A 23,893-nucleotide genomic window follows, 5' to 3' on the forward strand; every position below is an offset into this window, starting at 1 on the left:
TATGTCACTAAATTTCCCGCTGTTGCTGGTCATCGCCGTTGCCGTTTGCGGTCTCCTGGCGTTGCTCGATCTGGTGTTCTTCGCCCCGCGTCGGCGGGCGGCTATCGCTTCCTATCAGGGCAGCGTCAGCCAGCCCGATGCGGTGGTGGTCGAGAAGCTGAACAAAGAGCCTCTGCTGGTTGAATACGGCAAGTCGTTCTTCCCGGTGTTGTTCATCGTGCTGGTGCTGCGTTCGTTCCTGGTGGAGCCGTTTCAAATCCCTTCGGGGTCGATGAAACCGACCCTGGACGTGGGCGACTTCATCCTGGTGAACAAGTTTTCCTACGGGATCCGCCTGCCGGTGCTCGACAAGAAAGTCATCCCGGTCGGTGACCCGCAGCGCGGCGATGTGATGGTGTTTCGCTACCCAAGCGACCCGAACGTCAACTACATCAAGCGTGTCGTCGGGCTGCCGGGCGACGTGATCCGCTACACCAGTGACAAGCGTCTGTTCATCAATGGTGAGTCGGTGGCCGAGAAACTGATCGGCGCCGAACCGAACACCTTGGGCAGCGCCGAGCTGTACCAGGAAAAACTCGGTGCGGTAGAGCACGAGATCCGTAAGGAAATGAGCCGCTACCGTGCGATGCCTGATGGCGAATGGAAAGTGCCTGCCGGGCACTACTTCATGATGGGCGACAACCGCGACAACTCCAACGACAGCCGTTACTGGGATGACCCCAATATTCCCAAGGACCTGCTGGGCATGGTTCCCGACGAGAACATTGTCGGCAAGGCCTTTGCGGTCTGGATGAGTTGGCCGGAACCCAAACTCAGCCACCTGCCGAACTTCTCGCGGGTCGGGCTGATCAAGTAATACAGGCGGCGCTGTGAACACAGCGCCGAATGCTTTTCTGGGGTTCGGACAATGCGTCGTCCGGCCTCATGCGGCACCAACCAGGATTTGAATTTGAACACTGCGTCAATCGTCGATGGCCGCCGGTGCCACCAACTAGATATGGATAAACCGTGACCGTTTCTCTAAGTCGTCTCGAGCGTCAGCTCGGCTACACCTTCAAGGACCAGGAATTGATGGTCCTTGCCCTCACACACCGCAGTTTTGCAGGGCGTAATAACGAGCGCCTGGAATTTCTCGGTGATGCCATCCTCAACTTCGCCGCCGGTGAGGCGCTGTTCGAGCGTTTCCCGCAAGCGCGCGAAGGCCAGCTGTCACGCTTGCGTGCGCGGCTGGTGAAAGGCGAGACCCTGGCCGTGCTGGCCCGCGGTTTCGGCCTGGGCGAATACTTGCGCCTGGGTTCCGGTGAACTGAAAAGCGGTGGTTTTCGTCGCGAGTCGATCCTGGCTGATGCCCTCGAAGCGTTGATCGGTGCGATCTACCTGGATGCAGGCATGGAGACGGCCAAAGAGCGCGTGGTGGCCTGGCTGGCTTCGGAGATCGAGAGCCTGACGCTGGTCGACACCAACAAAGATCCCAAAACCCGCTTGCAGGAATTCCTGCAGTCGCGCGGTTGTGAACTGCCACGCTACGAAGTGGTGGATATCCAGGGTGAGCCGCATTGCCGCGTATTCTTCGTGGAATGTGAAATCACCTTATTGAATGAAAAAAGCCGAGGTCAGGGTGTGAGCCGTCGTATTGCCGAACAGGTAGCGGCCGCTGCAGCACTGATTGCCCTGGGCGTGGAGAATGGCCATGACTGATTCAACCGCAACACGCTGTGGCTATGTTGCCATCGTCGGCCGTCCGAACGTGGGCAAGTCCACGCTGCTGAACCACATCCTGGGCCAGAAGCTTGCGATCACTTCGCGCAAGCCGCAGACCACCCGTCACAACATGCTGGGCATCAAGACCGAAGGCAACGTGCAAGCGGTCTATGTTGATACCCCGGGCATGCACAAAGGTGGCGAGAAGGCACTTAACCGCTACATGAACAAGACCGCTTCGGCGGCGTTGAAAGACGTCGACGTGGTGATCTTCGTGGTTGACCGCACCAAGTGGACCGACGAAGACCAGATGGTTCTTGAGCGCGTGCAGTACGTCACCGGCCCGTTGATCGTCGCGCTGAACAAGACCGACCGCATCGAGGACAAAGCCGAGCTGATGCCGCACCTGACCTGGCTGCAAGAGCAACTGCCGAACGCCCAGATCATGCCGATCTCGGCCCAGCACGGTCACAACCTTGAGGCCCTGGAGCGCGTGATCGCGGGTTACCTGCCCGAGAACGAGCACTTCTTCCCGGAAGATCAGATCACCGACCGCAGCAGCCGTTTCCTCGCCGCTGAACTGGTGCGCGAGAAAATCATGCGCCAGATGGGCGCCGAGCTGCCGTACCAGATCACCGTCGAAATCGAAGAGTTCAAGCAGCAGGGCAAAACCCTGCATATTCATGCGCTGATCCTCGTCGAGCGTGACGGCCAGAAGAAAATCATCATTGGCGACAAGGGCGAGCGCATCAAGCGCATCGGCACCGAAGCGCGCAAGGACATGGAATTGCTGTTTGATTCCAAGATCATGCTCAACCTGTGGGTGAAGGTTAAGGGTGGTTGGTCGGATGACGAGCGCGCGCTGCGCTCCCTGGGCTACGGCGACCTGTAGGGTCTTGAATACACCACAGGGCTGAAAATGTGGGAGGGGGCTCGCCCCCGATAGCGGTGGGTCAGTTAACAAAAAGTGACTGACACACTGCCATCGGGGGCAAGCCCCCTCCCACATTAGGTTTGTGTAGTTTTCAAAAATGCATTGCAGCAGTGAGCATCCATGTCCCAACCCATCAGCCAACTCGCCTACGTCCTGCACAGCCGCGCCTACCGCGAGACCAGCGCGTTGGTGGACTTCCTCACGCCCCAAGGCCGCCTGCGCGCAGTCTTGCGCAGCGCGCGGGGCAAGGCGGGTACGCTGGCACGGCCGTTCGTGGCCCTGGACGTGGAGTTTCGTGGCAAGGGCGAGCTGAAAAACGTCGGTCGTCTGGAAAGTGTCGGCAACTCCGCCTGGCTCAATGGTGAAGCCCTGTTCAGCGGCCTGTACCTCAACGAGCTGCTGATCCGCCTGCTGCCCGCCGAAGACCCACACCCTGGGGTCTTCGATCACTACGCCGCGACGCTCATTGCGCTGGCCGAAGGTCGCCCGCTGGAACCGCTGCTGCGCGCCTTCGAATGGCGCCTGCTCGACGACCTGGGCTACGGTTTTGAACTGAGCAACGACCTGCACGGCGACCCCATCGCCGCAGACGGCATGTACCGCCTGCAAGTCGACGCCGGCCTGGAACGTGTTTACCTGCTGCAACCCGGCCTGTTCCAGGGCACCGAGTTGCTGGCCATGAGCGAAGCCGACTGGACTGCCCCTGGCGCCTTGTCTGCGGCCAAGCGCTTGATGCGCCAGGCGCTCGCCGTGCACTTGGGCGGGCGGCCGCTGGTCAGTCGCGAGTTGTTTCGAAAGCCCTGACAACCCCGTGTATGCTGTGCGGCGTTTCTTTCCCTTTTCAGGAGCGCTTCCGTGAGCACCAGCAATCGCATTCTTCTTGGCGTCAACATCGACCACGTCGCTACCCTGCGCCAGGCCCGGGGCACCCGTTACCCTGATCCGGTCAAGGCTGCGCTGGACGCCGAGGAAGCGGGCGCCGACGGCATCACCGTGCACCTGCGCGAGGACCGCCGCCACATCCAGGAGCGCGATGTGTTGCTGCTCAAGGACGTGCTGCAAACCCGCATGAACTTCGAAATGGGCGTCACCGAAGAAATGATGGCGTTCGCTGAACGCATCCGCCCGGCGCATATCTGCCTGGTGCCCGAAACGCGCCAGGAGCTCACCACCGAAGGCGGCCTCGATGTCGCCGGCCAGGAAGCGCGGATCAAGGCTGCGGTGGAGCGCCTGTCGAAGATCGGCAGCGAAGTCTCGCTGTTCATCGACGCCGACGAGCGTCAGATCGAAGCCTCGCGCCGTGTTGGCGCGCCGGCCATCGAACTGCACACAGGCCGCTATGCCGATGCCACCACACCCACCGAAGTCGCTGACGAACTGCAGCGCATTATCGACGGCGTAACGTGCGGCCTCAATGAAGGCCTGATCGTCAACGCCGGCCATGGTTTGCACTACCACAACGTCGAAGCCGTGGCTGCGATCAAGGGCATCAACGAACTCAACATCGGCCACGCGCTGGTGGCGCACGCGCTGTTCGTCGGTTTCAAAGGCGCAGTGGCCGAGATGAAAGCGCTGATTCTGGCTGCTGCCAGCTCCAAGTGAGCACAGTCTAAAAATCACTGAAGATCAACATGTGGGAGGGGGCTTGCCCCCGATAGCGGTGTGTCAGTCAGCCTCTCTGTAGCTGACCCACTGCAATCGGGGGCAAGCCCCCTCCCACAGTGATTTTCGGTGTGTCCAGAGTTGTGGTTACCCAGCCAAACCCTTTGAATTCAGCCATGCGGCAATGCGAAGCCTTACTGTTTAGCCGGGTCAGGTGTATCGTATCTGCCCTTTGCGGGCCTCTGGCCTGCGGCAGATACGTGAGGTTGTTGTGTCCCGATCCTTTTCCCGTCGACAAATCCTGGGTGGTCTCGCGGGCCTGGCCGTAGTGGGCGTCGGTGCCGGTGGCGGCTATCGCTACTGGCTGGGGAAAGTTGCCGAAGCTGAAGCCGGGCACGATTACGAACTGATCGCCGCGCCGCTGGACGTGGAACTGGTGCCAGGCCACAAAACCGAAGCCTGGGCATTTGGCCCCTCGGCGCCGGGCACCGAGTTGCGTGTGCGCCAGGGTGAGTGGCTGCGGGTGCGCTTTATCAACCACTTGCCGGTCGCCACCACCATTCACTGGCACGGCATCCGCCTGCCGCTGGAAATGGACGGCGTGCCTTACGTCTCGCAGTTGCCGGTGTTGCCCGGCGAATACTTCGATTACAAATTCCGCGTGCCGGACGCCGGCAGCTACTGGTATCACCCACACGTGAACAGCAGCGAAGAACTCGGCCGTGGCCTGGTGGGCCCGCTGATCATCGAAGAGCGCGAGCCCACCGGTTTCAAACACGAACGCACCTTGAGCCTGAAAAGCTGGCACGTGGACGAAGAGGGCGCCTTCGTGGCGTTCAGCGTTCCCCGTGAAGCCGCGCGTGGCGGCACCGCCGGGCGCCTGTCGACGATCAACGGCGTGCCCCAGGCGGTGATCGATTTGCCGGCCGGGCAAATCACCCGCGTGCGCCTGCTCAATCTCGACAACACGCTGACCTATCGCATCAACATTCCCGACGTCGACGCGCAGATCTACGCGCTGGACGGCAACCCCGTCGAGCCGCGCCCATTGGGCAAGGAATACTGGCTGGGCCCGGGCATGCGTATTTGTCTGGCGATCAAGGCACCGCCTGCCGGTGAAGAACTCTCCATCCGCAACGGTCCGGTGCGCCTGGGCACTTTTCGCTCCGTCGCCAATACCGATGCGCCCACCGAATGGCCGCCGGCGCTGCCCGCCAACCCAATCGCCGAGCCGGACCTGGCGAATGCCGAGAAACTCAACTTCAATTTCGAATGGGTCGGTACGGTGTCGGTCGACGACGGCAAACCGCCGAGCTTGTGGCAAATCAACGGCAAGGCCTGGGACATCACCGACAAGACCTGTGCCGACCGCCCGATTGCCAAGCTTGAGAAGGGCAAAAGCTACATTTTCGAATTGAAGAACATGACCCAGTACCAGCACCCGATTCACCTGCACGGCATGAGTTTCAAGGTGATCGCCTCGAACCGCCACAAGGTGATCCCGTACTTCACCGACACTTACTTGCTGGGCAAAAACGAACGCGCGCGCGTGGCGTTGGTGGCGGATAACCCGGGGGTGTGGATGTTCCATTGCCACGTGATCGATCACATGGAAACCGGCCTGATGGCCGCCATCGAGGTGGCGTGATGCGCCAGATTCGCCCAACGGCGATTATCGACCGCAGCCGCGATCAGCACTTCATGCGCGAAGCCCTAGCCCTCGCCGCTCAAGGCGCCGCCCTCGGCGAAGTGCCCGTGGGCGCGGTGCTGGTGCAGGACGGTGAAATCATCGGTCGGGGTTTCAATTGCCCGATCAGCGGCAATGACCCCAGCGCCCACGCCGAAATGGTCGCCATCCGCGCCGCCGCGCAGGCGATCAGCAACTATCGCCTGGTCGGCAGCACGCTGTATGTAACGCTGGAACCATGCAGCATGTGCGCGGGCCTGATCGTGCATTCGCGCATCGCGCGGGTGGTGTACGGCGCGCTGGAGCCCAAGGCTGGGATCGTGCAAAGCCAGGGGCAGTTTTTTACCCAAGGGTTTCTCAACCATCGGGTGCTGTTTGAAGGCGGGGTGTTGGCTGAGGAATGCGGGACGGTGTTGAGTGAGTTCTTCAAGGCCAGAAGAGCCAAGCCCACGCTCTAACGAACACTGAAAACCAATATGGGAGCTGGCTTGCCTGCGATAGCGGTGCGTCAGTCACTGATCAATTGACTGAAAGATAGCTATCGCAGGCAATCCAGCTCCCACATTTTGATCTCTGTTTAAGCAGGGAAATCAGTGCTCACTTCTTCGCGATAATCACCGCCCGCATCGGCGCCGGCAGCCCTTCAATCGTCTTGCTGTGATCATCGGGATCGAGGAAATCACTCAACGACTGATACTTCATCCACTCCGTCCCGCGCTGTTCTTCAACCGTGGTCACGCTCACATCCACACAACGCACCTCACTGAAGCCCGCACGCCGTAGCCACAGCATCAACGCCGGCACCGACGGCAGGAACCACACGTTACGCATCTGTGCGTAGCGGTCTTCCGGCACCAGCACTTGCTGCTGATCGCCTTCCACCACCAGGGTTTCCAGCACCAGTTCGCCGCCTTTGACCAGGCAATCTTTCAACGCCAGCAAATGCTCGATCGGCGAGCGCCGGTGATAGAACACGCCCATGGAAAACACCGTGTCGAAGCCTTCCAGGTTCGGCGGCAGGTCTTCAAACGGGAACGGCAAGTGCCAGGCCTTCGGCTCGTTCAGGTAGCGTTGAACGGCCTGGAACTGGCAGAAAAACAGCCAGTTCGGGTCCACGCCAATCACGCTGTCGGCGCCGGCGCCGAGCATGCGCCACATGTAGTAGCCGTTGCCGCAACCCACATCGAGGATGCGCTTGCCGTTCAAATTCAGGTGCGGGGCAACCCGCGTCCACTTCCAGTCCGAACGCCATTCGGTGTCCACATGCACGCCAAACAGGTTGAACGGGCCTTTGCGCCACGGGCTCAGGCCCATCAGCGCAGTGCGCATCTGTGCGCGGGTGGCGTCGTCGCAATCGGTATCAAGGGTCAGGCCATTGAGCAAATCGACTTCGCTGGGCTGGATCTGCGGCAGCGCATCCAGCGCACTCTGCCAACGCTCCAGGTCGCCATGACCCTTTTCCATCTTGCTATCGAGTTGCGCTTGCAGGCCTTGGGCCCACACGGCCAACGGAGTGCCGACCAGGTGGCGGGCGAGGGGGGACAGATCAATCATGGCAAGGCAATCAACGAGGCAAAGTTAAGACACTGGAACCACGGCACGACTTTCGAGAACCCGGCCGCCAACAGGCGTTCGCGGTGTTCTTCGAGGCTGTCAGGCTTCATGACGTTTTCGATGGCGCTGCGCTTCTGGGCGATTTCCAGTTCGCTGTAGCCGTTGGCGCGTTTGAACGCGATGTGCAGGTCGGTGAGCAATGCGTGCTCTTGCGGGTCGTTGAACCGCAGTTTTTCCGAGAGGATCAACGCGCCGCCGGGCAGCAGCGACTGGCGGATACGCCCCAGCAATGCCAGGCGTTCATCAGGGGCGATAAATTGCAGGGTGAAATTCAGCGCTACCACCGAGGCCGGTTGGAACTGCAGCGCGAGGATATCGCCCTCGATCACCTCAACCGGCAGCAACTCCTGGAACATCGAGTCCTGACCATTGAGGTATTCGCGGCAGCGCTCGACCATCGCCGCCGAGTTATCCACGGCGATTACCCGGCATCCGTCGGTGCGCACATGGCGGCGCAGCGCCTGGGTGACCGCGCCGAGGGACGAGCCCAGGTCGTAGAGCACGCTGTTGGGTTGCGCAAACTGCGCGGCGAGCACGCCGAGATTCTCGACGATGGTCGGGTAACCGGGCACCGAGCGCTTGATCATGTCCGGGAACACCCGCACCACGTCCTCGTTAAAGGCGAAGTCCGGCACCTGGGGCAGGGGCTGGGCGAATAGGCGATCGGGTTCTTTGCTCACGGTTGTTCCGGCGACGAGGGGGGAAAGGCCGGCATTTTAGCCAAATTGGCCCTCGTGTGCGCGGGTTGTCTGATGGAAAGCCGAGGCGGTGATGCCCCACTGTCCCAGCCAATACGTGCTGATCAACAAATAGGGCGCCGCCTCAAAGGCGACCACGAACCGATTGATACCAATCAGCGTGTCGGAAAACACAAACGACACCGCACCCGCCGCCGCCAGCAGGGCCGAGCGCTTGGGCACCTCACTGCCCAGTCGCGCCAACGCACGCCAGAGCATGGCGCTGATCACCAGCGCATACACCACCACCGGAATCAGCAACTCGCCCAGGCCATGGGCAATCAGAACGCTCAGCAGAATCGCGCCCACGCCCAGTGCCAATACCAGCGGCAACAACGCCAGGCGCCGGCAATCGCTGAAATAGGCTTTTAAATACGCCAGGTGCGCAAACAGGAAGGCGCCCAGGCCGAAGATAAACAGGTCGCCCGGCCACGCGAGCAACACGTCGCCCACCAGAGAAAAAATCAGCCCCAGGCTGATCCAGCGTCGATAGTCGGTGGGCGGCGCGTCATGCAGCCAGCCCAGCAACGCCAGCACCGGCAACGGTTTGACCAGCAGGCACAATAACGCCGCGTGGGTGCTCAAACCGTAGACAAAGGTGCCGGCGCCCATCAACGCAAGAATCAGCCAAGGCATATCAGTTCACCGTGATGGCGCAGTCGAAGGTTTCGGCAGGCTCGGCTTCCGGTTCCCAAGGTTGCTGGGAGGTCAGGCGCAAACGGCCCTGGCCGGCCGCGAAGGCCTGGAAACGCCAAGTGGATTGGCCGCCACCGCCGATCACACCGGACTCGGTGCTGCTGTAAACCTCAGGGCTGAGTGCACGCAGCACGCCGCCGGCGGAATCCTGGATGGCCCAGCGATAGCCGGTGGTGGGGTTGCTCGGCAAGGTGAGGATCAGGTTTTGCCCGGTTTTAAGCTGGAGCGGGCAGGCGCTCTGGTTTTCCACTGTGACGTTTTGCTTGGGGGCACTGGCGCAGGCGGCCAGCAGGGCAAGGCTCAAGGGGAGAAGCAGGCGGGCAGCGGTCATGAGGGCTCCGTTGTATGGCGACGAAGGGCGAGCATAACCGAAGATGAGACAAGGTGTGACAAGGCGGGCTTTTGTGTTGGCAGGTCTGGCCTGATTGGCGGCAAGCCCCCTCCCACAATTTGACTGCATTCCAAAGGATGTACTCGGTCAACTGTGGGAGGGGGCTTGCCCCCGATTAGGCCAGCTCAGGCGCTAGAGATCTGTCAGAAAAGCACCTTCGCCACATCCGCAAAGCGCTTGGCGAAGTGCACCGTCATGCCTTCTTTCAGGTACTCCGGCAGCTCTTCAAAACTGCCACGGTTGGGCTCCGGCAAAATCAGCTCATGGATCTTCTGGCGCCGCGCCGCAATCACCTTCTCACGTACACCGCCAATCGGCAGTACATGCCCGGTCAGCGTCAACTCGCCGGTCATGGCCACGCCTTTTTTCGGCGGCTGATTACGCGCCAGCGACAGCAAGGCACTGGCCATGGTCACGCCCGCGCTCGGGCCATCTTTGGGCGTAGCGCCTTCCGGCACGTGCAAGTGCACGAAGGCTTCGTCGAAGAACTTCGGATCGCCGCCAAACGACTTGAGGTTGGAGCTGATGTAGCTGTAGGCAATCTCGGCGGACTCTTTCATCACCTCACCCAGTTGCCCGGTGAGCTTGAAGCCACGATTGAGTGTGTGGATGCGCGTCGCCTCGATCGGCAGGGTCGCGCCGCCCATGCTGGTCCAGGCCAGGCCAGTGATCACGCCGGTACCGGACAGCACTTGCTCATTGCGAAACACCGGCATGCCCAAGGAGCTTTCCAGATCCTTGTTGCCGATCTTGATCACCGAGTCCGGCTCGTCCAGCAGCTTGACCACGGCCTTGCGCACCAGTTTGCCCAGCTGTTTTTCCAGCTGGCGCACCCCGGCTTCGCGTGCGTAGCCGTCGATCAGCGCGCGCAGGGCGCCGTCGCTGATGGACAGGCTGTTTTTCGACACGCCGGCCTTTTCCAACTGTTTTGGCCACAGGTGGCGCTTGGCGATGGCGACCTTTTCTTCGGTGATATAGCCCGACAGGCGAATCACTTCCATCCGGTCCAGCAGTGGGCCCGGGATCGAATCAAGCGTGTTCGCCGTGCAGACGAACAACACCTTGGACAGGTCCAGGCGCAGGTCGAGGTAGTGATCGAGGAATTCGACGTTCTGTTCCGGGTCGAGGGTTTCCAGCAATGCCGACGCCGGGTCGCCCTGGAAGCTCTGGCCCATCTTGTCGATCTCATCGAGCATGATCACCGGGTTCATCACCTCCACATCTTTGAGCGCCTGCACCAGCTTGCCCGGCAGGGCACCGATGTAGGTACGGCGATGGCCCTTGATCTCGGCCTCGTCGCGCATGCCGCCGACGCTGAAGCGATAGAACGGCCGGCCCAGCGACTCGGCGATGGATTTACCCACGCTGGTCTTGCCCACGCCCGGCGGGCCGACCAGCAGCACAATGGAACCGGCGACTTCGCCTTTATAGGCGCCCACCGCGAGAAACTCGAGGATGCGGCTCTTGATGTCATCCAGGCCCGCATGGTGCTTGTCCAGCACCTTGCGTGCGTGTTTCAGGTCGAGCTTGTCTTCGCCGTACACGCCCCACGGCACTGAGGTGGCCCAGTCCAGGTAGTTACGCGTGACGGCGTATTCCGGCGAACCCGTTTCCAGGATCGACAGTTTGTTCATTTCTTCGCTGATGCGTTTTTGCGCCTGGGTCGGCAGTACTTTGCCCACCAGGCGTTGTTCGAACTGCTCGACGTCCGCGCTGCGGTCGTCCTTGGTCAGGCCCAGCTCCTGCTGGATGACCTTGAGCTGTTCCTTGAGGAAGAACTCGCGCTGGTGCTCACCGATCTTGCGGTTCACCTCGGCAGAGATTTCTTTTTGCAGGCGCGCGACTTCGACTTCCTTGCGCAGCATCGGCAGGACTTTTTCCATGCGCTTGAGCATGGGCACACAGTCCAGCACTTCCTGCAGCTCGTTGCCGGTGGCCGAGGTCAATGCGGCGGCGAAGTCGGTGAGTGGCGACGGGTCGTTGGGGCTGAAGCGGTTGAGGTAGTTCTTCAACTCTTCGCTGTACAGCGGGTTGAGCGGCAGCAGTTCCTTGATCGCATTGATCAGCGCCATGCCGTAGGCCTTGACCTCGTCGGTCGGCTCGGTCGGCTGGTGCGGGTATTCGACTTCCACCAGATACGGTGGGCGGTGGTGCTTGAGCCAGGTTTTGATGCGCACGCGGGTCAGGCCCTGGGCGACGAATTGCAATTTGCCGTTCTCGCGGCTGGCGTGGTGCACCTTCACCAGCGTGCCGTACAGCGGCAGGCTGGAGGTATCGAAATGGCGCGGATCTTCTGGCGGGGTGTCCATGAAAAACAGCGCAAGGGAGTGGTGGTCGGATTTGCTCACCAGCTCCAGGGTCTCGGCCCACGGTTCTTCATTGACGATGACCGGCAGCACTTGCGCCGGGAAGAACGGCCGATTGTGGATCGGGATGATGTAGACCTTGTCCGGCAGGTTTTGCCCAGGCAGGGCCAGGCCGGTGTTGGACGAAGCTTGGTGTTCAGCGTTTTCGGGGTCGGCGTAATCGTTCAGGTCGATGTCCGGGAATTCTTGCTGGTCGCTCATGGGGCACCTGCATAAGGAAGTATGCAGGTTAGATGGGGCGGGGCAGCGGTGGTTTCAATGGCGGGGCGCAGTTAGCAACAAATTGCATGATATTTACGAAACACCGCCTTCCCTGTGGGCGCAGGCAAGCCAGCTCCCACCTTGTGTACCGAGCGCCGTCAGCTGATTTTGTGCAGATAAGCCGGCAATGGCTGTTCCGGCAGCACCGACAACACCTTCAAGCGTTGCAGCATGCGCTGGCGTGCCCGCTGCAAATGCTCACGCAGATTCAGCGCCGCCGCGTCATATGCGCCGTGCAGCAGCAGCTCCAGAATCAAGCGGTGCTCGGCGAGCATGGCGGGATCGGCGCCGATCCCCAGTAACCGGTAGAAAATCCGGCTGATGATCATCGGGCTCTGGCCCTGGCGAATCAGCGCGGCGATCTTTCGGTTTTGCAGGCCGGCGAGGCAGCGCTGGTGCAAGTCCTCTTCGATCTGCTCGATGGCTTGCAGGCTGCACTGCGGGCTTTGCTGAGCATCCAGCACGCGCTGCAACATGGCTTCGAGCATGTCTCGGTCGAGGTTCGGCGCGCTCTGGCGCAGGGCTTCGGGTTCCAGGCAGGCCCGCAGTTCGTAGTCCTCGGTGACCTCGCGCGCGGTCAGCGGCCCCGCCAGCCATTGGGAGTAGGGTTCTTTTTCAACCAGGCCACGGTCGCGCAAGCGCATCAGTGCTTCACGCACCACGGCGCGGCTGACGCCGTAATGGTCGGCGGCGGCTTGCTCATCCAGGCGGTAATGACCGAAGGCAATGCAGGTGGACAACGCCGCGCCGATTTCCTCGACGATCCGTTCGCCGAGCGGCCGGGTGTCTACCAACTCGTCATCGCCGTTGAGGCCCAGGTGCGCATGGCTCAAGGGCAGGCGCAGCGGCTCCATGGCCAGGCCTTCGGGGTTGATCAGGTAGCCGCGGCCATTGAAGCGGCAGATCAGGCCTTCGTCGTGCAGCAGGTCCAGCGCCTTGCGCACCGGCACGCGGCTGGTGCCGAACAATTCGGCCAGCGGCGCTTCCAGCAAGACCAGCCCGTGGCGGGCGGTGCCGTTGACGATCGCATCCCGCAACAGCGTGTGAATCATCGCGTAACGGGAGGCCGAGGCGGACACTGCTTTCATCTGCTTCTCTAGGTAAAGAGTTGAAGGGCTTGTAGGAAAGTGGCCGGGGATTCTCTCATAGTTACCCCTGTCACTCTGCGCCACGGTGCTGGCACTTTTTTGGGGCCCTGGCCGTAACCCTGTTACTTTTCTGCACCAAAATGTACTTATTAATAAAAGATACATTATTCCATTCAAGGCCTGTGCCCACGACTTTGCCACCCTTTTTGTTTCCTACAAAACCATCTAGCCCGTAGCTAAAGGCCAGAAACTCGCTTGTGCACAAATGCCGGCAGCAAAGACTGGCACGAAAGCTGCCTTTGTAAAACGTACATTTTATTAATATGTACGTTTTGTGAGGTGCAGCTTGATGTCAGACGCCACATCAATGGCCGAAGCGTTCGCCAGCGGTCGCAGCGACCCGGTGCAAGTCCTCGAACAGGCGCTGCTGCACGCGAGCATGGCGCCCACAGTGTTTATTTCCCTGACGGCCGAGCGCGCCCGTCGCGAAGCTGAAGCCGCCGCCGCCCGTTGGCGTGCCGGGCAACCGTTGAGCGTGTTCGACGGTGTGCCGCTGGCCTGGAAGGACCTGTTTGATGTCGCCGGCAGCATCACGACCGCCGGCGCCGCTTACCGTCGCGAGGCGCCAGCGGCGTTGCTCGATGCGCCGAGTGTGGGCCTGTTGTGCCGCGCCGGGATGGTCAGTCTCGGCAAGACCAACCTCAGCGAACTGGCTTATTCCGGCTTGGGCCTGAACCCGCATTTCGGCACGCCGTATAACCCGAACGGCAGCGATCAACCGCGTATTCCCGGTGGCTCGTCATCCGGCTCGGCCGTCGCCGTGGCCGGCGGCATTGTGCCGATCGCCATGGGCACCGACACCGCCGGCTCGATCCGCATTCCGGCCGCGCTCAACGGCGTGGTGGGCTACCGCAGCAGCAGCCGACGCTACAGCCGCGACGGGGTATTCCCGCTGGCGCACACCCTCGACAGCCTCGGCCCGCTGACCCGCAGCGTGCGCGATGCACTAGTGATCGACGACCTGCTCAATGGCCGCGCGCAAACCCATGTTGCCCGCAGCCTCAAGGGGCAACGCTTTGTGCTGGAGCAAGGCGCACTGGAAGACATCGAACCGGCCGTACGCAATAACCTGCTGCGCGCGGTGGACCTCATCAAGGCCGCAGGTGCGCTGATCGAGGTGCGCCCGTCTGCCACCTTCCAGGCCACGCTCAACCTGATCAAGCAGGACGGCTGGCTCGGCTCATTCGAAGCCTTCGCGCTGCACGAGGCCTTGCTCGACAGCCGCGACGCCGACCTGCTCGACCCGCGCGTACGCCGCCGCCTCGAAGCCGCGCGTTCACTGCCCGCCAGTCAGTTGCTGCACCTGATCGACGCACGCCGTCGCCTGCAGTACCAACTGGTCGACGAGCTCGACGGCGCCGTGCTGATTACCCCGACTGTTGCCCATGTCGCCCCCCCGTTGGCCCCGCTGGAAGCCGACGACGAGCTGTTCGTGAAAACCAACCTCGCCACCCTGCGCCTGACCATGCCCGGCAGTCTGCTTGACATGCCTGGCGTGAGCCTGCCCAGCGGCCGCGATGCCCTGGGCCTGCCCACCGGGCTGCTGCTCAGTGCCCCGTCGGGAGAAGACGCACGCCTGTTGCGCGTGGCGTTGTCCGTCGAATCCGTAATGACTATTTAAGGAGACACATCATGGCTAAAGACATTCTCTGTGCATTTGGCGTCGACGTTGACGCCGTCGCCGGCTGGCTCGGTTCCTACGGCGGTGAAGACTCGCCGGACGACATCTCGCGCGGCCTGTTCGCCGGTGAAGTCGGCGCGCCGCGCTTGCTCAAATTGTTCGAACGCTATGGCCTGCGCACCACCTGGTTTATTCCCGGCCACTCGATGGAAACCTTCCCCGAGCAGATGAAGGCGGTGGCCGACGCCGGTCACGAAATCGGCGTGCATGGCTACAGCCATGAAAACCCGATTGCGATGACGGCCGAGCAGGAAGAAATCGTCCTGGATAAATCCATCGAGCTGATCACTCAGGTCACCGGCAAACGCCCGACCGGCTACGTGGCGCCGTGGTGGGAATTCAGCAAGGTCACCAACGAGCTGCTGCTGAAAAAAGGCATCAAGTATGACCACAGCCTGATGCACAACGACTTCCACCCCTACTACGTGCGCAAGGGCGACACCTGGACCAAGATCGACTACAGCCAGCACCCCGACACCTGGATGAAACCGCTGGTGCGCGGCGAAGAGACCGACCTGGTGGAGATCCCGGCCAACTGGTACCTCGACGACCTGCCGCCAATGATGTTCATCAAGAAAGCCCCCAACAGCCACGGCTTCGTCAACCCGCGCCACCTGGAAGAAATGTGGCGCGACCAGTTCGACTGGGTCTACCGCGAGCACGAACACGCCGTGTTCACCATGACCATTCACCCCGACGTGTCCGGTCGCCCGCAGGTGCTGCTGATGCTCGAGCGCTTGATCGAACACATCCAGAGCCATGCCGGCGTGCGCTTCGTCACCTTCGACGAAATCGCCGACGACTTTATCCGCCGCCAACCGCGTTCCTGACCCTTAGCCCACACCCCCGAGGCGCGATTTATGTCCATCTACAACAAGCTTGACCTGACTGGCTGGAAACCCCGGCAACTGACGTCCCAGGAAGTGCGCTTCGCCACCTGGATCGCGTTTTTCGCCTGGGTGTTTGCGGTGTATGACTTCATCCTCTTCGGCACCTTGTTGCCGGAGATCGGCCGGCATTTCGGCTGGGGTGAGGTGGAGCAAGCTGAAATCGCGACCTGGGTGGCGGTGGGCACAGCGGTGGTTGCCTTTGCCATTGGCCCCGTCGTCGATAAGTTGGGGCGACGCAAAGGCATTATTTTCACTGTGGCCGGTTCCGCACTGTGCTCGGCACTCACCGCGATCGGCGGGGCGTGGGGCAAGTCGCCGCTGATTCTGATCCGCTCGTTGGGCGGCCTGGGCTATGCCGAGGAAACCGTCAACGCCACGTATTTGAGCGAGCTGTATGGCGCCTCTGAAGACCCGCGCCTGACCAAACGGCGCGGGTTTATCTACAGCCTGGTGCAGGGCGGCTGGCCGGTCGGTGCGTTGATCGCCGCCGGGTTGACCGCGCTGCTGTTGCCGATCATCGGCTGGCAGGGTTGCTTCATCTTTGCCGCCATCCCGGCCATCGTGATTGCGATCATGGCGCGCAAGCTCAAGGAGAGCCCGCAGTTCCAGGTTCACCAGCGCATCAGCGAACTGCGTAAAAGTGGCGCGGTGAAAGAGGCGCAGAACGTCGCCGTGACCTACGGCGTGGACTATGACGAACACAGCAAGGCCGGCCTCAAAGCCGCCTTCCGTGGCCCGGCCCGCCGTGCCACGCTGGTGATCGGCGCTGCGCTGTTGCTCAACTGGGCGGCCATCCAGGTGTTCAGCGTGCTGGGGACTTCGGTGATCGTCAGCGTGCACCATATCTCGTTCGAGAACTCGCTGATCATCCTCGTGCTGTCGAACCTGGTGGGGTACTGCGGTTACCTGAGCCATGGCTGGATGGGCGACAAAATCGGCCGTCGCAATGTCATCGGTCTGGGCTGGATGCTCGGCGGCCTGGCGTTCGCCGGGATGCTGTTTGGACCAAGCAATATGGCAATGGTGGTGGGGCTCTACAGCCTGGGCCTGTTCTTCCTGATCGGGCCGTACTCGGCGGCGCTGTTTTTTATCAGCGAGAGTTTCCCCACCAGCATCCGCGCCACCGGTGGCGCGATCATTCATGCCATGGGCCCGATTGGGGCGGTGGTGGCCGGTTTCGGCGCCACGCAGGTGTTGTCCGCCGGCAGCGACTGGCAGACCGCCGCGCTGTGGTTCGGCGCGCTGCCGTGCTTTTTGTCCGGTGCGCTGATGTTTGCCGCGCGCCATGTGCGCCCGGAAACCGTTCAGTGAGGAGTGTGAGATGAGCCGTAAAGTTGCCCTGATTACCGGTGCCGCCAGCGGCATCGGCCAAGCCCTGGCCGTGGCCTATGCGCGCAATGGCGTGGCGGTGGTGGGCGGGTATTACCCGGCCGATCCGCACGACCCGCACTCCACCGTAGCGCGGGTGGAAGAAGCCGGTGGTGAGTGCCTGATGCTACCGCTGGACGTGGGCGACACCGCTTCGGTAGACGCACTGGCCGCGCAAGCCGTGCAGCATTTCGGCCGCCTGGATTACGCGGTGGCCAATGCCGGTTTGCTGCGTCGCGCACCGTTGTTGGAGATGACCGATGCGTTGTGGAACGAGATGCTCAACGTCGACCTGACGGGGGTGATGCGCACCTTTCGTGCGGCCACCCGGCATATGGGCGAGGGCGGCGCGCTGGTAGCGATTTCGTCGATTGCCGGCGGCGTGTATGGCTGGCAGGAGCACAGCCATTACGCGGCGGCCAAGGCCGGCGTGCCGGGGTTGTGCCGGTCGCTGGCGGTGGAGTTGGCGCCATTGGGTATCCGTTGCAATGCGGTGATTCCGGGGTTGATCGAGACGCCGCAGTCGTTGGATGCGAAGAACTCGCTGGGGCCTGAAGGGTTGGCGAAGGCGGCGCGCGCGATTCCATTGGGCCGCGTAGGGCGGGCGGATGAGGTGGCCTCGCTGGTGCAGTTTTTGACCAGTGAGGCATCGAGTTATCTGACCGGACAGAGCATCGTCATCGACGGTGGCTTGACCGTGCGCTGGCCTGACTGACCGCACGCGGTGCAAAAAAATGTGGGAGCGGGCTTGCCTGCGATAGCGGAGTTTCAGCCCCACATGTACTGACTGATCCACCGCTTTCGCAGGCAAGCCAGCTCCCACAGGGACCGTGTTTGTTTTAGGAGATTTTGTATGCCTCAACTGAATAATCGACGCGCCGTCATCACCGGCGCCGGCAGCGGCATCGGTGCTGCCATCGCCCGCGCCTACGCCGCCGAAGGCGCGCGGCTGTTGCTGGCCGACCGCAACGCCGCCGGCCTTGCGGAAACCGCTATCACTTGCCGCAATCTCGGCGCCGAGGTGTTCGAGTGCCTGGCCGACGTCGGCACTGTCGAAGGCGCCCAAGCCAGTGTCGACTGCTGTGTCGAGCACTTCGGCGGTATCGATATTTTGGTCAACAATGCCGGCATGCTCACCCAGGCGCGTTGCGTCGATCTCTCCATCGAGATGTGGAACGACATGCTGCGCATTGACCTCACCAGCGTGTTCATCGCCAGCCAGCGCGCCTTGCCGCACATGCTGGCGCAACGCTGGGGGCGGATCATCAATGTCGCCTCGCAGTTGGGCATCAAGGGTGGCGCTGAACTGACCCATTACGCTGCGGCCAAGGCTGGCGTGATCGGGTTCACCAAATCGCTGGCGCTGGAAGTGGCCAAGGACAATGTGCTGGTCAACGCCATTGCGCCCGGCCCAATTGAAACGCCATTGGTGGGCGGGATCAGCGACACCTGGAAGCAGGCCAAGGCGGCCGAGTTGCCCCTGGGCCGTTTCGGCCTGGCCGATGAGGTGGCGCCCACCGCCGTGCTGCTGGCCAGTGAGCCGGGCGGCAACCTGTTCGTGGGCCAGACGCTGGGCCCGAACTCCGGCGATGTCATGCCATGAGCGAGGTGTAACCATGTGCGGACTCTGCGGATTACTCGGCGAAGACCTGCACTGGAGCGATCCTTTGGGCGATGAACTGCCAAGACGCCGTGAACGCCTGCGCCGGATTGCGGCGATCAACCAGGTACTGGCGGTGTTCCGGCTCAAGGTCGAAGACTTCCAGGGCGCGTCTTACCTGTTGTTGGGCGCCACCGGCAAGCAGGCATTGGCCAGTGGCCTGGATCAACTCTGGCAAGCGGCTGAAGGCATGCTCGGCCGTCCGCTGGATCCGCTGGATCCCCGCTTGCTTGATCACCTGGAGTCATCATGAGCATTGCCCTCAACGTCATCACCGGTTTCCTCGGCAGCGGCAAGACCACCTTGCTCCAGCGCCTGTTGCAGGGCGAAAGCCTGGGTGACACCGCGTTGCTGATCAACGAATTTGGCGATGTCGGCATTGATCATCTGCTGGTGGAAGAAGTTGCGCCCGACACGGTGCTGCTGCCCAGCGGCTGCGTGTGCTGTTCGATTCGCGGCGAGCTCAAAGATGCATTGCTCGGCCTGTTGCAACGGCGCGAGCGCGGTGAAATTCCGGCGTTCAAGCGGGTGATCCTGGAGACCACCGGCCTGGCCGATCCGGCGCCGATCCTGGCCACGCTGAACAACGATGTGCAACTGCGCGGGCGTTTTCACATCGGCTTGGTGATCACGCTGGTCGATGCCAGTCACGCCACGTTGCAAGAGCGCCTGCACCCGGAATGGCTGGCCCAGGTTGCGGCAGCCGACCGTCTGCTGCTGAGCAAGACCGACTTGGCCGGCGATTGTGAAGCACTGCGCGCGCACTTGCGGGCACTCAATGCGGGGACGCCGATTCTTGACATCCATGAGGTTCACAGCGGCGATCAGTTGCTGCTTGGCGAAGGCTTGCGCAGCGCCGAACCGGCCGTTGAAGTCAGCCGCTGGCAGCTGCATCAAACCACCACGGCCCGCCACGGCGCGGCGCAAGTATGCTGCCTGACCTTTGACCAACCGCTGGACTGGGTCGGTTTCGGGGTCTGGTTGTCGATGCTGTTAAGATGCCACGGCGAACGAATCCTTCGCGTCAAAGGACTGCTCAACGTGAACGCAAGCTCGGCTCCCATCGTCATTCATGGCGTGCAGCATTGCCTGCACGCCCCGGTGCACTTGCCCGCGTGGCCCGGCACCGACCGCCAGTCGCGGCTGGTGTTTATCCTGCGCGGCCTCGACCCGGCGCTGTTGCGGCGCTCGTTCGAGGTGTTCTCACGGCGCTTGGCAGCATGATCACATTACGTGTGCTCGGTACGTCCGTGACCCTGCTGGAATGCTTGCGCGTTCGCGCCGAAAAAGAGCTGGGTATTCGCCTGGTCTATCAGGTGCACGACGTGGCGCAGGCCCAGCGCATCGCCGTGATGCAGCCCGACAGCTACGACCTCTACGACCAATGGTTTCACAACGTTGATTTCGTCTGGCCGGCGCGGGCGATCCAGCCTATCGACACGCGGCGCATCGCCTTGTGGCACGAGATCAATGACTTGCCCAAACGGGGTCGCTTGTCGGCCAATGACCGGTTGGGCAGCGGCAGCGTACCCAGCGAGCGCCTGTTCGTGCAGCACGACGGCAGCCTCGGCAGCAGCGTCACCGAGCGCATCAGCATGCTGCCATTGACCCATAACGCCGACAGTTTTGCCTACCGCCCGGAGCGTTTGCCCGAAGGTTTCAGCCACGGCAATGAAAGCTGGGGCTGGCTGCTCGACCCGGCCTGGAGCGCGCGCACTGCGCTGCAAAGCGATGCCGCGATTGGCGCGCAGGATGCCGCATTGGCGGTGCAGGGGGCAGGGCTGGCGCAGTTCAGGGACATCGGCAATATGAGCATCGAAGAGATCGATGTACTGGCTGACATTCTGGTGCGCAAGCAGAAGGAGGGGCACTTTGCGGCGTTCTGGTCGGATGATGAAGAGGCCGCGCAGTTGATGCTGAGCCCCAGCATTGATATCCAGAGTCTGTGGTCGCCGACCCTGATGCGCTTGCACCGGGCAGGCGTGAAGTATCGGCTGGCGGTGCCCCGTGAAGGGTACCGCGGATGGTTTGGTGGGTTGTCGTTGTCGCGCCATGCCCAGGGGCCGGTGCTGGATGCGGCTTATGCTTATCTCAATTGGTGGTTATCCGGCTGGCCGGGGGCGGTGATGGCGCGTCAGGGCTATTACATCGGTAACCCGGCGCGCACCCGCGATCATTTGAGCAGCGCCGAGTGGGATTACTGGTATGCCGGCAAGCCCGCCCGTGAGGAGCTGCTCGGCAGTGATGGCTTGCCGTTGATCGACGTCGGCGAGGTGCGCGATGGTGGCTCCTATGAGCAGCGCATGGGCCACATTGCGGTGTGGAACTCGGTGATGGATGAGCACAATTATCTGGTGCGGCGGTGGGGGGACTTCATGCGCGCACGTGTGTGATCAGTACGCCCCCGTCATTCCCTCAGGGTAATGCCCCTGCAGCCCTCCAAGCCAAGCGTTTGCCGCCAATAAACTGACAGGCACATCCCCGTCCCTGTTGGGTGTACATATCCCAGCCCCCAGCTAATCTGCTTGAACCAACCATTCATTAAAAACGGATGTTTTTTTGACGCCAGGTCAGCAGCCGCCAGGAATGCGTATGACAAAGGGACGGATCGGCACAGAGAGGCGCGTGCTGCCAGAGGCCACGGCAATGAAGTGGCGCCACACATTTCAGACCCGCATTGCCGGGGTGTTGGCGCTATTGCTGCTGGTGGTCGTGGCCGCGACCTACTTCGCCGTCAAGGCCGCCACCACCCGCGCCGTGGAGAACCAGGCCCAGGTTCAGCTCAACACGGGCAGCCAAGTGTTCGAACGTTTGCTCGACCTGCGCGGGCGTCGTCTGCAATACGGGCTGGATTGGCTCACCGCCGACGGCCCCTTCAAACGGGCGGTCGCCGAGGGCAACCCCGAAACGGTGATGGCCGCGCTGCAACGGCATGGCACCGGCCTGCGTTCCAGCGAAGTGTTTGTGCTGGGCCTGGATGGCAAGGTGATGGTCAGTACCTTGCCGGTGCTGACACACGGCCAGCTATTCCCATACGACGAGGCCTTGCGTCATGCGCGCCGCAGCGGCTTGCAGATGCTTATCGTCGCGATGGACGGCCAGCCCTATCTGCTTGTGCAGGATGTCGTCCTCGACCCGCAGCCCATCGCCCGCGTGGTGATGGGCTTTCCCATGGACAAGCTGTTCGCCAACGAACTGCGTTCCATGAGCAACCTTGAAGTGTCGTTCCTCAGCGTGCAGAACGGCCAGGTCGGCGAGTTGTTCAGCACCCAGCCAGAGGCCTACCGGGCCACCATCATCGATACGCTGCACCAGGCGCACCTCAACCCCGATGCGCAGATCAACCTGTTCTATGGGCAACGCGTGCTCAGCCAGGTGCTGCCGCTGGCCAACACCGGCGAGGGCGATGAGGTGCGCGTGTTGCTGCAAAGCCCGCTGGACCATGCGCTTGAGTCTTTTGCGCCGCTGGACCGGCAGTTCCTCGGCATCGCCCTGGCGGTGTTGTTGGTGTCGCTGGCCGCCGCGTTGTTGCTGGCGCGCCGCGTGTCACGCCCGCTCAATGCCCTGGTGGAAGCGGCCGAGCGGATTGGGGCCGGTGATTATCGAACACCGGTGCGGGTGCGCAGTCACGATGAATTCGGCTTGCTGGCCCAGGCCTTCAATGCAATGCAAAGCGGCATCGCCGTGCGCGAGCGGCAGCTGGCCCATAACGCCCTGCATGATCCGCTCACCGGCCTGCCCAATCGCGCGTTGGCCATGGAGCGCCTGGGCAGTGCGATCAGTGCACAGCGCCCGGTGGTGTTGCTGTACCTGGGGATTGAAAATTACCGAGTGATCAACGAAGGCTTCGGGCCGCAGGGCGTGGAAGAAATGTTGCGTGAGGCCAGCCGGTGCCTGTCCATGTGCCTGTTGGCCAGTGACACCGCCGCGCGGATCGCCGGCAGCGAGTTTTTGCTGTTGCTGGAAAACACCGAGATCGACCGCGCGGTCGCCCGCGCCGACCGCCTGTATGCGCTGCTCACCGAGCCCCAGCGCATCGGCAACGACGAAGTGCGGCATGAAGTCAGCATCGGCATTGCCGCCTACCCGGCCGACGGCCAGCAGGTTGAAGAATTGATCAGCCGCGCCGCCATCGCCCGGCATGATGCGGCGAGCCTGCCCGGGCATCTGCAGATCTACCAGCAAGACCGCGACCTGGCGCACCAGCGCCAGATCACGCTGATCCGCGACCTGCGCCGCGCGGTCGTCGAAGGCGAATTGTTCCTGTGCTACCAGCCCAAACTCGACCTCATTCATGGCCACGTACGCCAGGCGGAAGCCTTGCTGCGCTGGCAGCATCCGACGCTGGGCCAGGTGTCGCCCGCCGAATTCATTCCCTTGGCCGAACGCACCGGCAGCATGCGCAGCATGACGCTGTGGGTGATCGAGGAGGCGATCAGGCAGATCGCCGAGTGGGCAGGGCGCGGTTTGCACATTCAACTGTCGGTCAACATTTCGGTGGACGACCTGGCCGATGACGACCTGGCCATTCGCGTCACCGCCTTGCTGATGCAATACGGCGTCGCGGCGCAGCAACTGACCTTCGAGATCACCGAGAGCGCGATCATGCACAACCCGCAACAGGCGCTCAGTGTGCTGGAGCAATTGCGCAGCTGTGGCATCAGCCTGTCGGTGGACGACTTCGGCACCGGCTATTCATCCCTGGCGCAGTTGCAGCGTTTGCCGGTGCAGGAATTGAAGATCGACCAGTCGTTCATCCGCAACCTCGACAGCGCCAGCGGAGACGGCGTGATTGTGCGTTCGACCATCGAAATGAGCCACAACCTGGGGCTCAAGGTGGTGGCCGAAGGTGTGGAGTTCGAGCCCAGCCTGAAGCTGCTCAGGCAGTGGAAGTGCGACACGGCGCAGGGTCACCTGATCAGCAAGCCGTTGAATGCCATGGCGTTTGAGATGTGGATGCGGCGAGAGCGGATTGCCCTGTAAACCCACTCGCCTGAACACCCCTGAACCCTGCGGGAACGGGCTTGCCCGCGATGGCGGTGTGGCAGTCAAAAAATCTGTTTCTGTTGCACCGCCATCGCAGGCAAGCCAGCTCCCACATTGAGTGAACATGGGCACAAAAAAAGGCGGCTACCCATCAGGTAGCCGCCTTTGTTT

The 23,893-nt window shown here is 62.1% G+C and carries 22 protein-coding genes; 16 read left to right on the plus strand and 6 right to left on the minus strand.

The window, feature by feature from the left end; all coding sequences use genetic code 11:
- The first annotated feature begins 1 nt into the window (after position 1).
- The 7 genes from lepB to tadA all read left to right on the plus strand — a co-directional run bounded on the left by lepB (position 2) and on the right by tadA (position 6,382).
- On the plus strand, positions 2-856 hold the full coding sequence (lepB, locus tag C4J83_RS05500) for a signal peptidase I (protein WP_106579465.1): 855 nt from the start codon (positions 2-4) through the stop codon (positions 854-856).
- Positions 857-1,008: 152 nt separating this feature from the next.
- Positions 1,009-1,698, plus strand: a complete 690-nt coding sequence (gene rnc / locus C4J83_RS05505; RefSeq protein ID WP_094951369.1) for a ribonuclease III — start codon at positions 1,009-1,011, stop codon at positions 1,696-1,698.
- Positions 1,691-2,593, plus strand: a complete 903-nt coding sequence (era, locus tag C4J83_RS05510) for a GTPase Era (RefSeq protein WP_005785147.1) — start codon at positions 1,691-1,693, stop codon at positions 2,591-2,593. Before rnc ends, era begins: the two co-directional genes overlap by 8 nt.
- A gap of 162 nt (positions 2,594-2,755) precedes the next feature.
- Positions 2,756-3,439 (plus strand): DNA repair protein RecO, encoded by a 684-nt coding sequence (gene recO, locus C4J83_RS05515; protein WP_124416512.1) that lies wholly within the window; start codon positions 2,756-2,758, stop codon positions 3,437-3,439.
- A 51-nt stretch (positions 3,440-3,490) separates the two neighbouring features.
- Positions 3,491-4,237: a pyridoxine 5'-phosphate synthase gene (gene pdxJ, locus C4J83_RS05520; protein ID WP_119738534.1), complete on the plus strand. Its 747-nt coding sequence runs from the start codon at positions 3,491-3,493 to the stop codon at positions 4,235-4,237.
- Positions 4,238-4,508: 271 nt separating this feature from the next.
- Positions 4,509-5,885, plus strand: a complete 1,377-nt coding sequence (locus C4J83_RS05525) for a multicopper oxidase family protein (protein ID WP_119738536.1) — start codon at positions 4,509-4,511, stop codon at positions 5,883-5,885.
- Positions 5,885-6,382 carry a tRNA adenosine(34) deaminase TadA gene (tadA, locus tag C4J83_RS05530; protein WP_124416513.1) on the plus strand — a complete coding sequence of 166 codons (498 nt, stop codon included), beginning with the start codon at positions 5,885-5,887 and terminating at the stop codon, positions 6,380-6,382. Before C4J83_RS05525 ends, tadA begins: the two co-directional genes overlap by 1 nt.
- 139 nt (positions 6,383-6,521) lie before the next feature.
- Here the strand turns inward: tadA and cmoB are convergent, their stop codons facing one another.
- The 6 genes from cmoB to C4J83_RS05560 all read right to left on the minus strand — a co-directional run bounded on the left by cmoB (position 6,522) and on the right by C4J83_RS05560 (position 13,077).
- Positions 6,522-7,478, minus strand: a complete 957-nt coding sequence (cmoB, locus tag C4J83_RS05535) for a tRNA 5-methoxyuridine(34)/uridine 5-oxyacetic acid(34) synthase CmoB (protein WP_124416514.1) — start codon at positions 7,476-7,478, stop codon at positions 6,522-6,524.
- On the minus strand, positions 7,475-8,218 hold the full coding sequence (cmoA, locus tag C4J83_RS05540) for a carboxy-S-adenosyl-L-methionine synthase CmoA (RefSeq protein ID WP_106579459.1): 744 nt from the start codon (positions 8,216-8,218) through the stop codon (positions 7,475-7,477). Before cmoA ends, cmoB begins: the two co-directional genes overlap by 4 nt.
- A gap of 36 nt (positions 8,219-8,254) precedes the next feature.
- The gene (locus tag C4J83_RS05545; protein ID WP_106579458.1) at positions 8,255-8,911 is read right to left on the minus strand and encodes a lysoplasmalogenase; all 657 of its coding nucleotides are present in this window, start codon (positions 8,909-8,911) and stop codon (positions 8,255-8,257) included.
- A 1-nt stretch (position 8,912) separates the two neighbouring features.
- On the minus strand, positions 8,913-9,302 hold the full coding sequence (locus C4J83_RS05550) for a protease inhibitor I42 family protein (RefSeq protein WP_106579457.1): 390 nt from the start codon (positions 9,300-9,302) through the stop codon (positions 8,913-8,915).
- Between the two features lie 203 nt (positions 9,303-9,505).
- The gene (lon, locus tag C4J83_RS05555) at positions 9,506-11,929 is read right to left on the minus strand and encodes an endopeptidase La (RefSeq protein ID WP_106579456.1); all 2,424 of its coding nucleotides are present in this window, start codon (positions 11,927-11,929) and stop codon (positions 9,506-9,508) included.
- Between the two features lie 158 nt (positions 11,930-12,087).
- Positions 12,088-13,077 carry a GntR family transcriptional regulator gene (locus C4J83_RS05560; RefSeq protein ID WP_106579455.1) on the minus strand — a complete coding sequence of 330 codons (990 nt, stop codon included), beginning with the start codon at positions 13,075-13,077 and terminating at the stop codon, positions 12,088-12,090.
- Between the two features lie 349 nt (positions 13,078-13,426).
- Here C4J83_RS05560 and C4J83_RS05565 point away from each other — a divergent pair, with 349 nt between their 5' ends.
- From C4J83_RS05565 to C4J83_RS05605, 9 genes are all read left to right on the plus strand, one after another.
- The gene (locus C4J83_RS05565) at positions 13,427-14,758 is read left to right on the plus strand and encodes an amidase (protein ID WP_124416515.1); all 1,332 of its coding nucleotides are present in this window, start codon (positions 13,427-13,429) and stop codon (positions 14,756-14,758) included.
- An 11-nt stretch (positions 14,759-14,769) separates the two neighbouring features.
- The gene (locus C4J83_RS05570; RefSeq protein WP_124416516.1) at positions 14,770-15,648 is read left to right on the plus strand and encodes a polysaccharide deacetylase family protein; all 879 of its coding nucleotides are present in this window, start codon (positions 14,770-14,772) and stop codon (positions 15,646-15,648) included.
- Between the two features lie 30 nt (positions 15,649-15,678).
- A complete protein-coding gene (locus C4J83_RS05575) occupies positions 15,679-17,019 on the plus strand; it encodes an MFS transporter (RefSeq protein ID WP_106579452.1) in 1,341 nt (446 codons plus the stop codon).
- A 10-nt stretch (positions 17,020-17,029) separates the two neighbouring features.
- Complete coding sequence (locus C4J83_RS05580) at positions 17,030-17,791, plus strand: SDR family NAD(P)-dependent oxidoreductase (protein ID WP_106579451.1); 762 nt, start codon at positions 17,030-17,032, stop codon at positions 17,789-17,791.
- A 138-nt stretch (positions 17,792-17,929) separates the two neighbouring features.
- Complete coding sequence (locus C4J83_RS05585) at positions 17,930-18,679, plus strand: SDR family NAD(P)-dependent oxidoreductase (RefSeq protein ID WP_124416517.1); 750 nt, start codon at positions 17,930-17,932, stop codon at positions 18,677-18,679.
- Positions 18,680-18,692: 13 nt separating this feature from the next.
- Positions 18,693-18,989: a hypothetical protein gene (locus C4J83_RS05590; RefSeq protein WP_106579449.1), complete on the plus strand. Its 297-nt coding sequence runs from the start codon at positions 18,693-18,695 to the stop codon at positions 18,987-18,989.
- Positions 18,986-19,960, plus strand: coding sequence for a CobW family GTP-binding protein (locus tag C4J83_RS05595; protein WP_124416518.1), 975 nt, complete (start codon positions 18,986-18,988; stop codon positions 19,958-19,960). The genes C4J83_RS05590 and C4J83_RS05595 overlap by 4 nt, the downstream gene beginning before the upstream one ends.
- Positions 19,957-21,129 carry an ABC transporter substrate-binding protein gene (locus C4J83_RS05600; protein WP_124416519.1) on the plus strand — a complete coding sequence of 391 codons (1,173 nt, stop codon included), beginning with the start codon at positions 19,957-19,959 and terminating at the stop codon, positions 21,127-21,129. Before C4J83_RS05595 ends, C4J83_RS05600 begins: the two co-directional genes overlap by 4 nt.
- Positions 21,130-21,382: 253 nt before the next feature.
- Complete coding sequence (locus tag C4J83_RS05605; RefSeq protein WP_124416520.1) at positions 21,383-23,719, plus strand: putative bifunctional diguanylate cyclase/phosphodiesterase; 2,337 nt, start codon at positions 21,383-21,385, stop codon at positions 23,717-23,719.
- Positions 23,720-23,893: the final 174 nt, after the last annotated feature.

The sequence above is a fragment of the Pseudomonas sp. LBUM920 genome (genome assembly GCF_003852315.1).
GTDB lineage: Bacteria > Pseudomonadota > Gammaproteobacteria > Pseudomonadales > Pseudomonadaceae > Aquipseudomonas.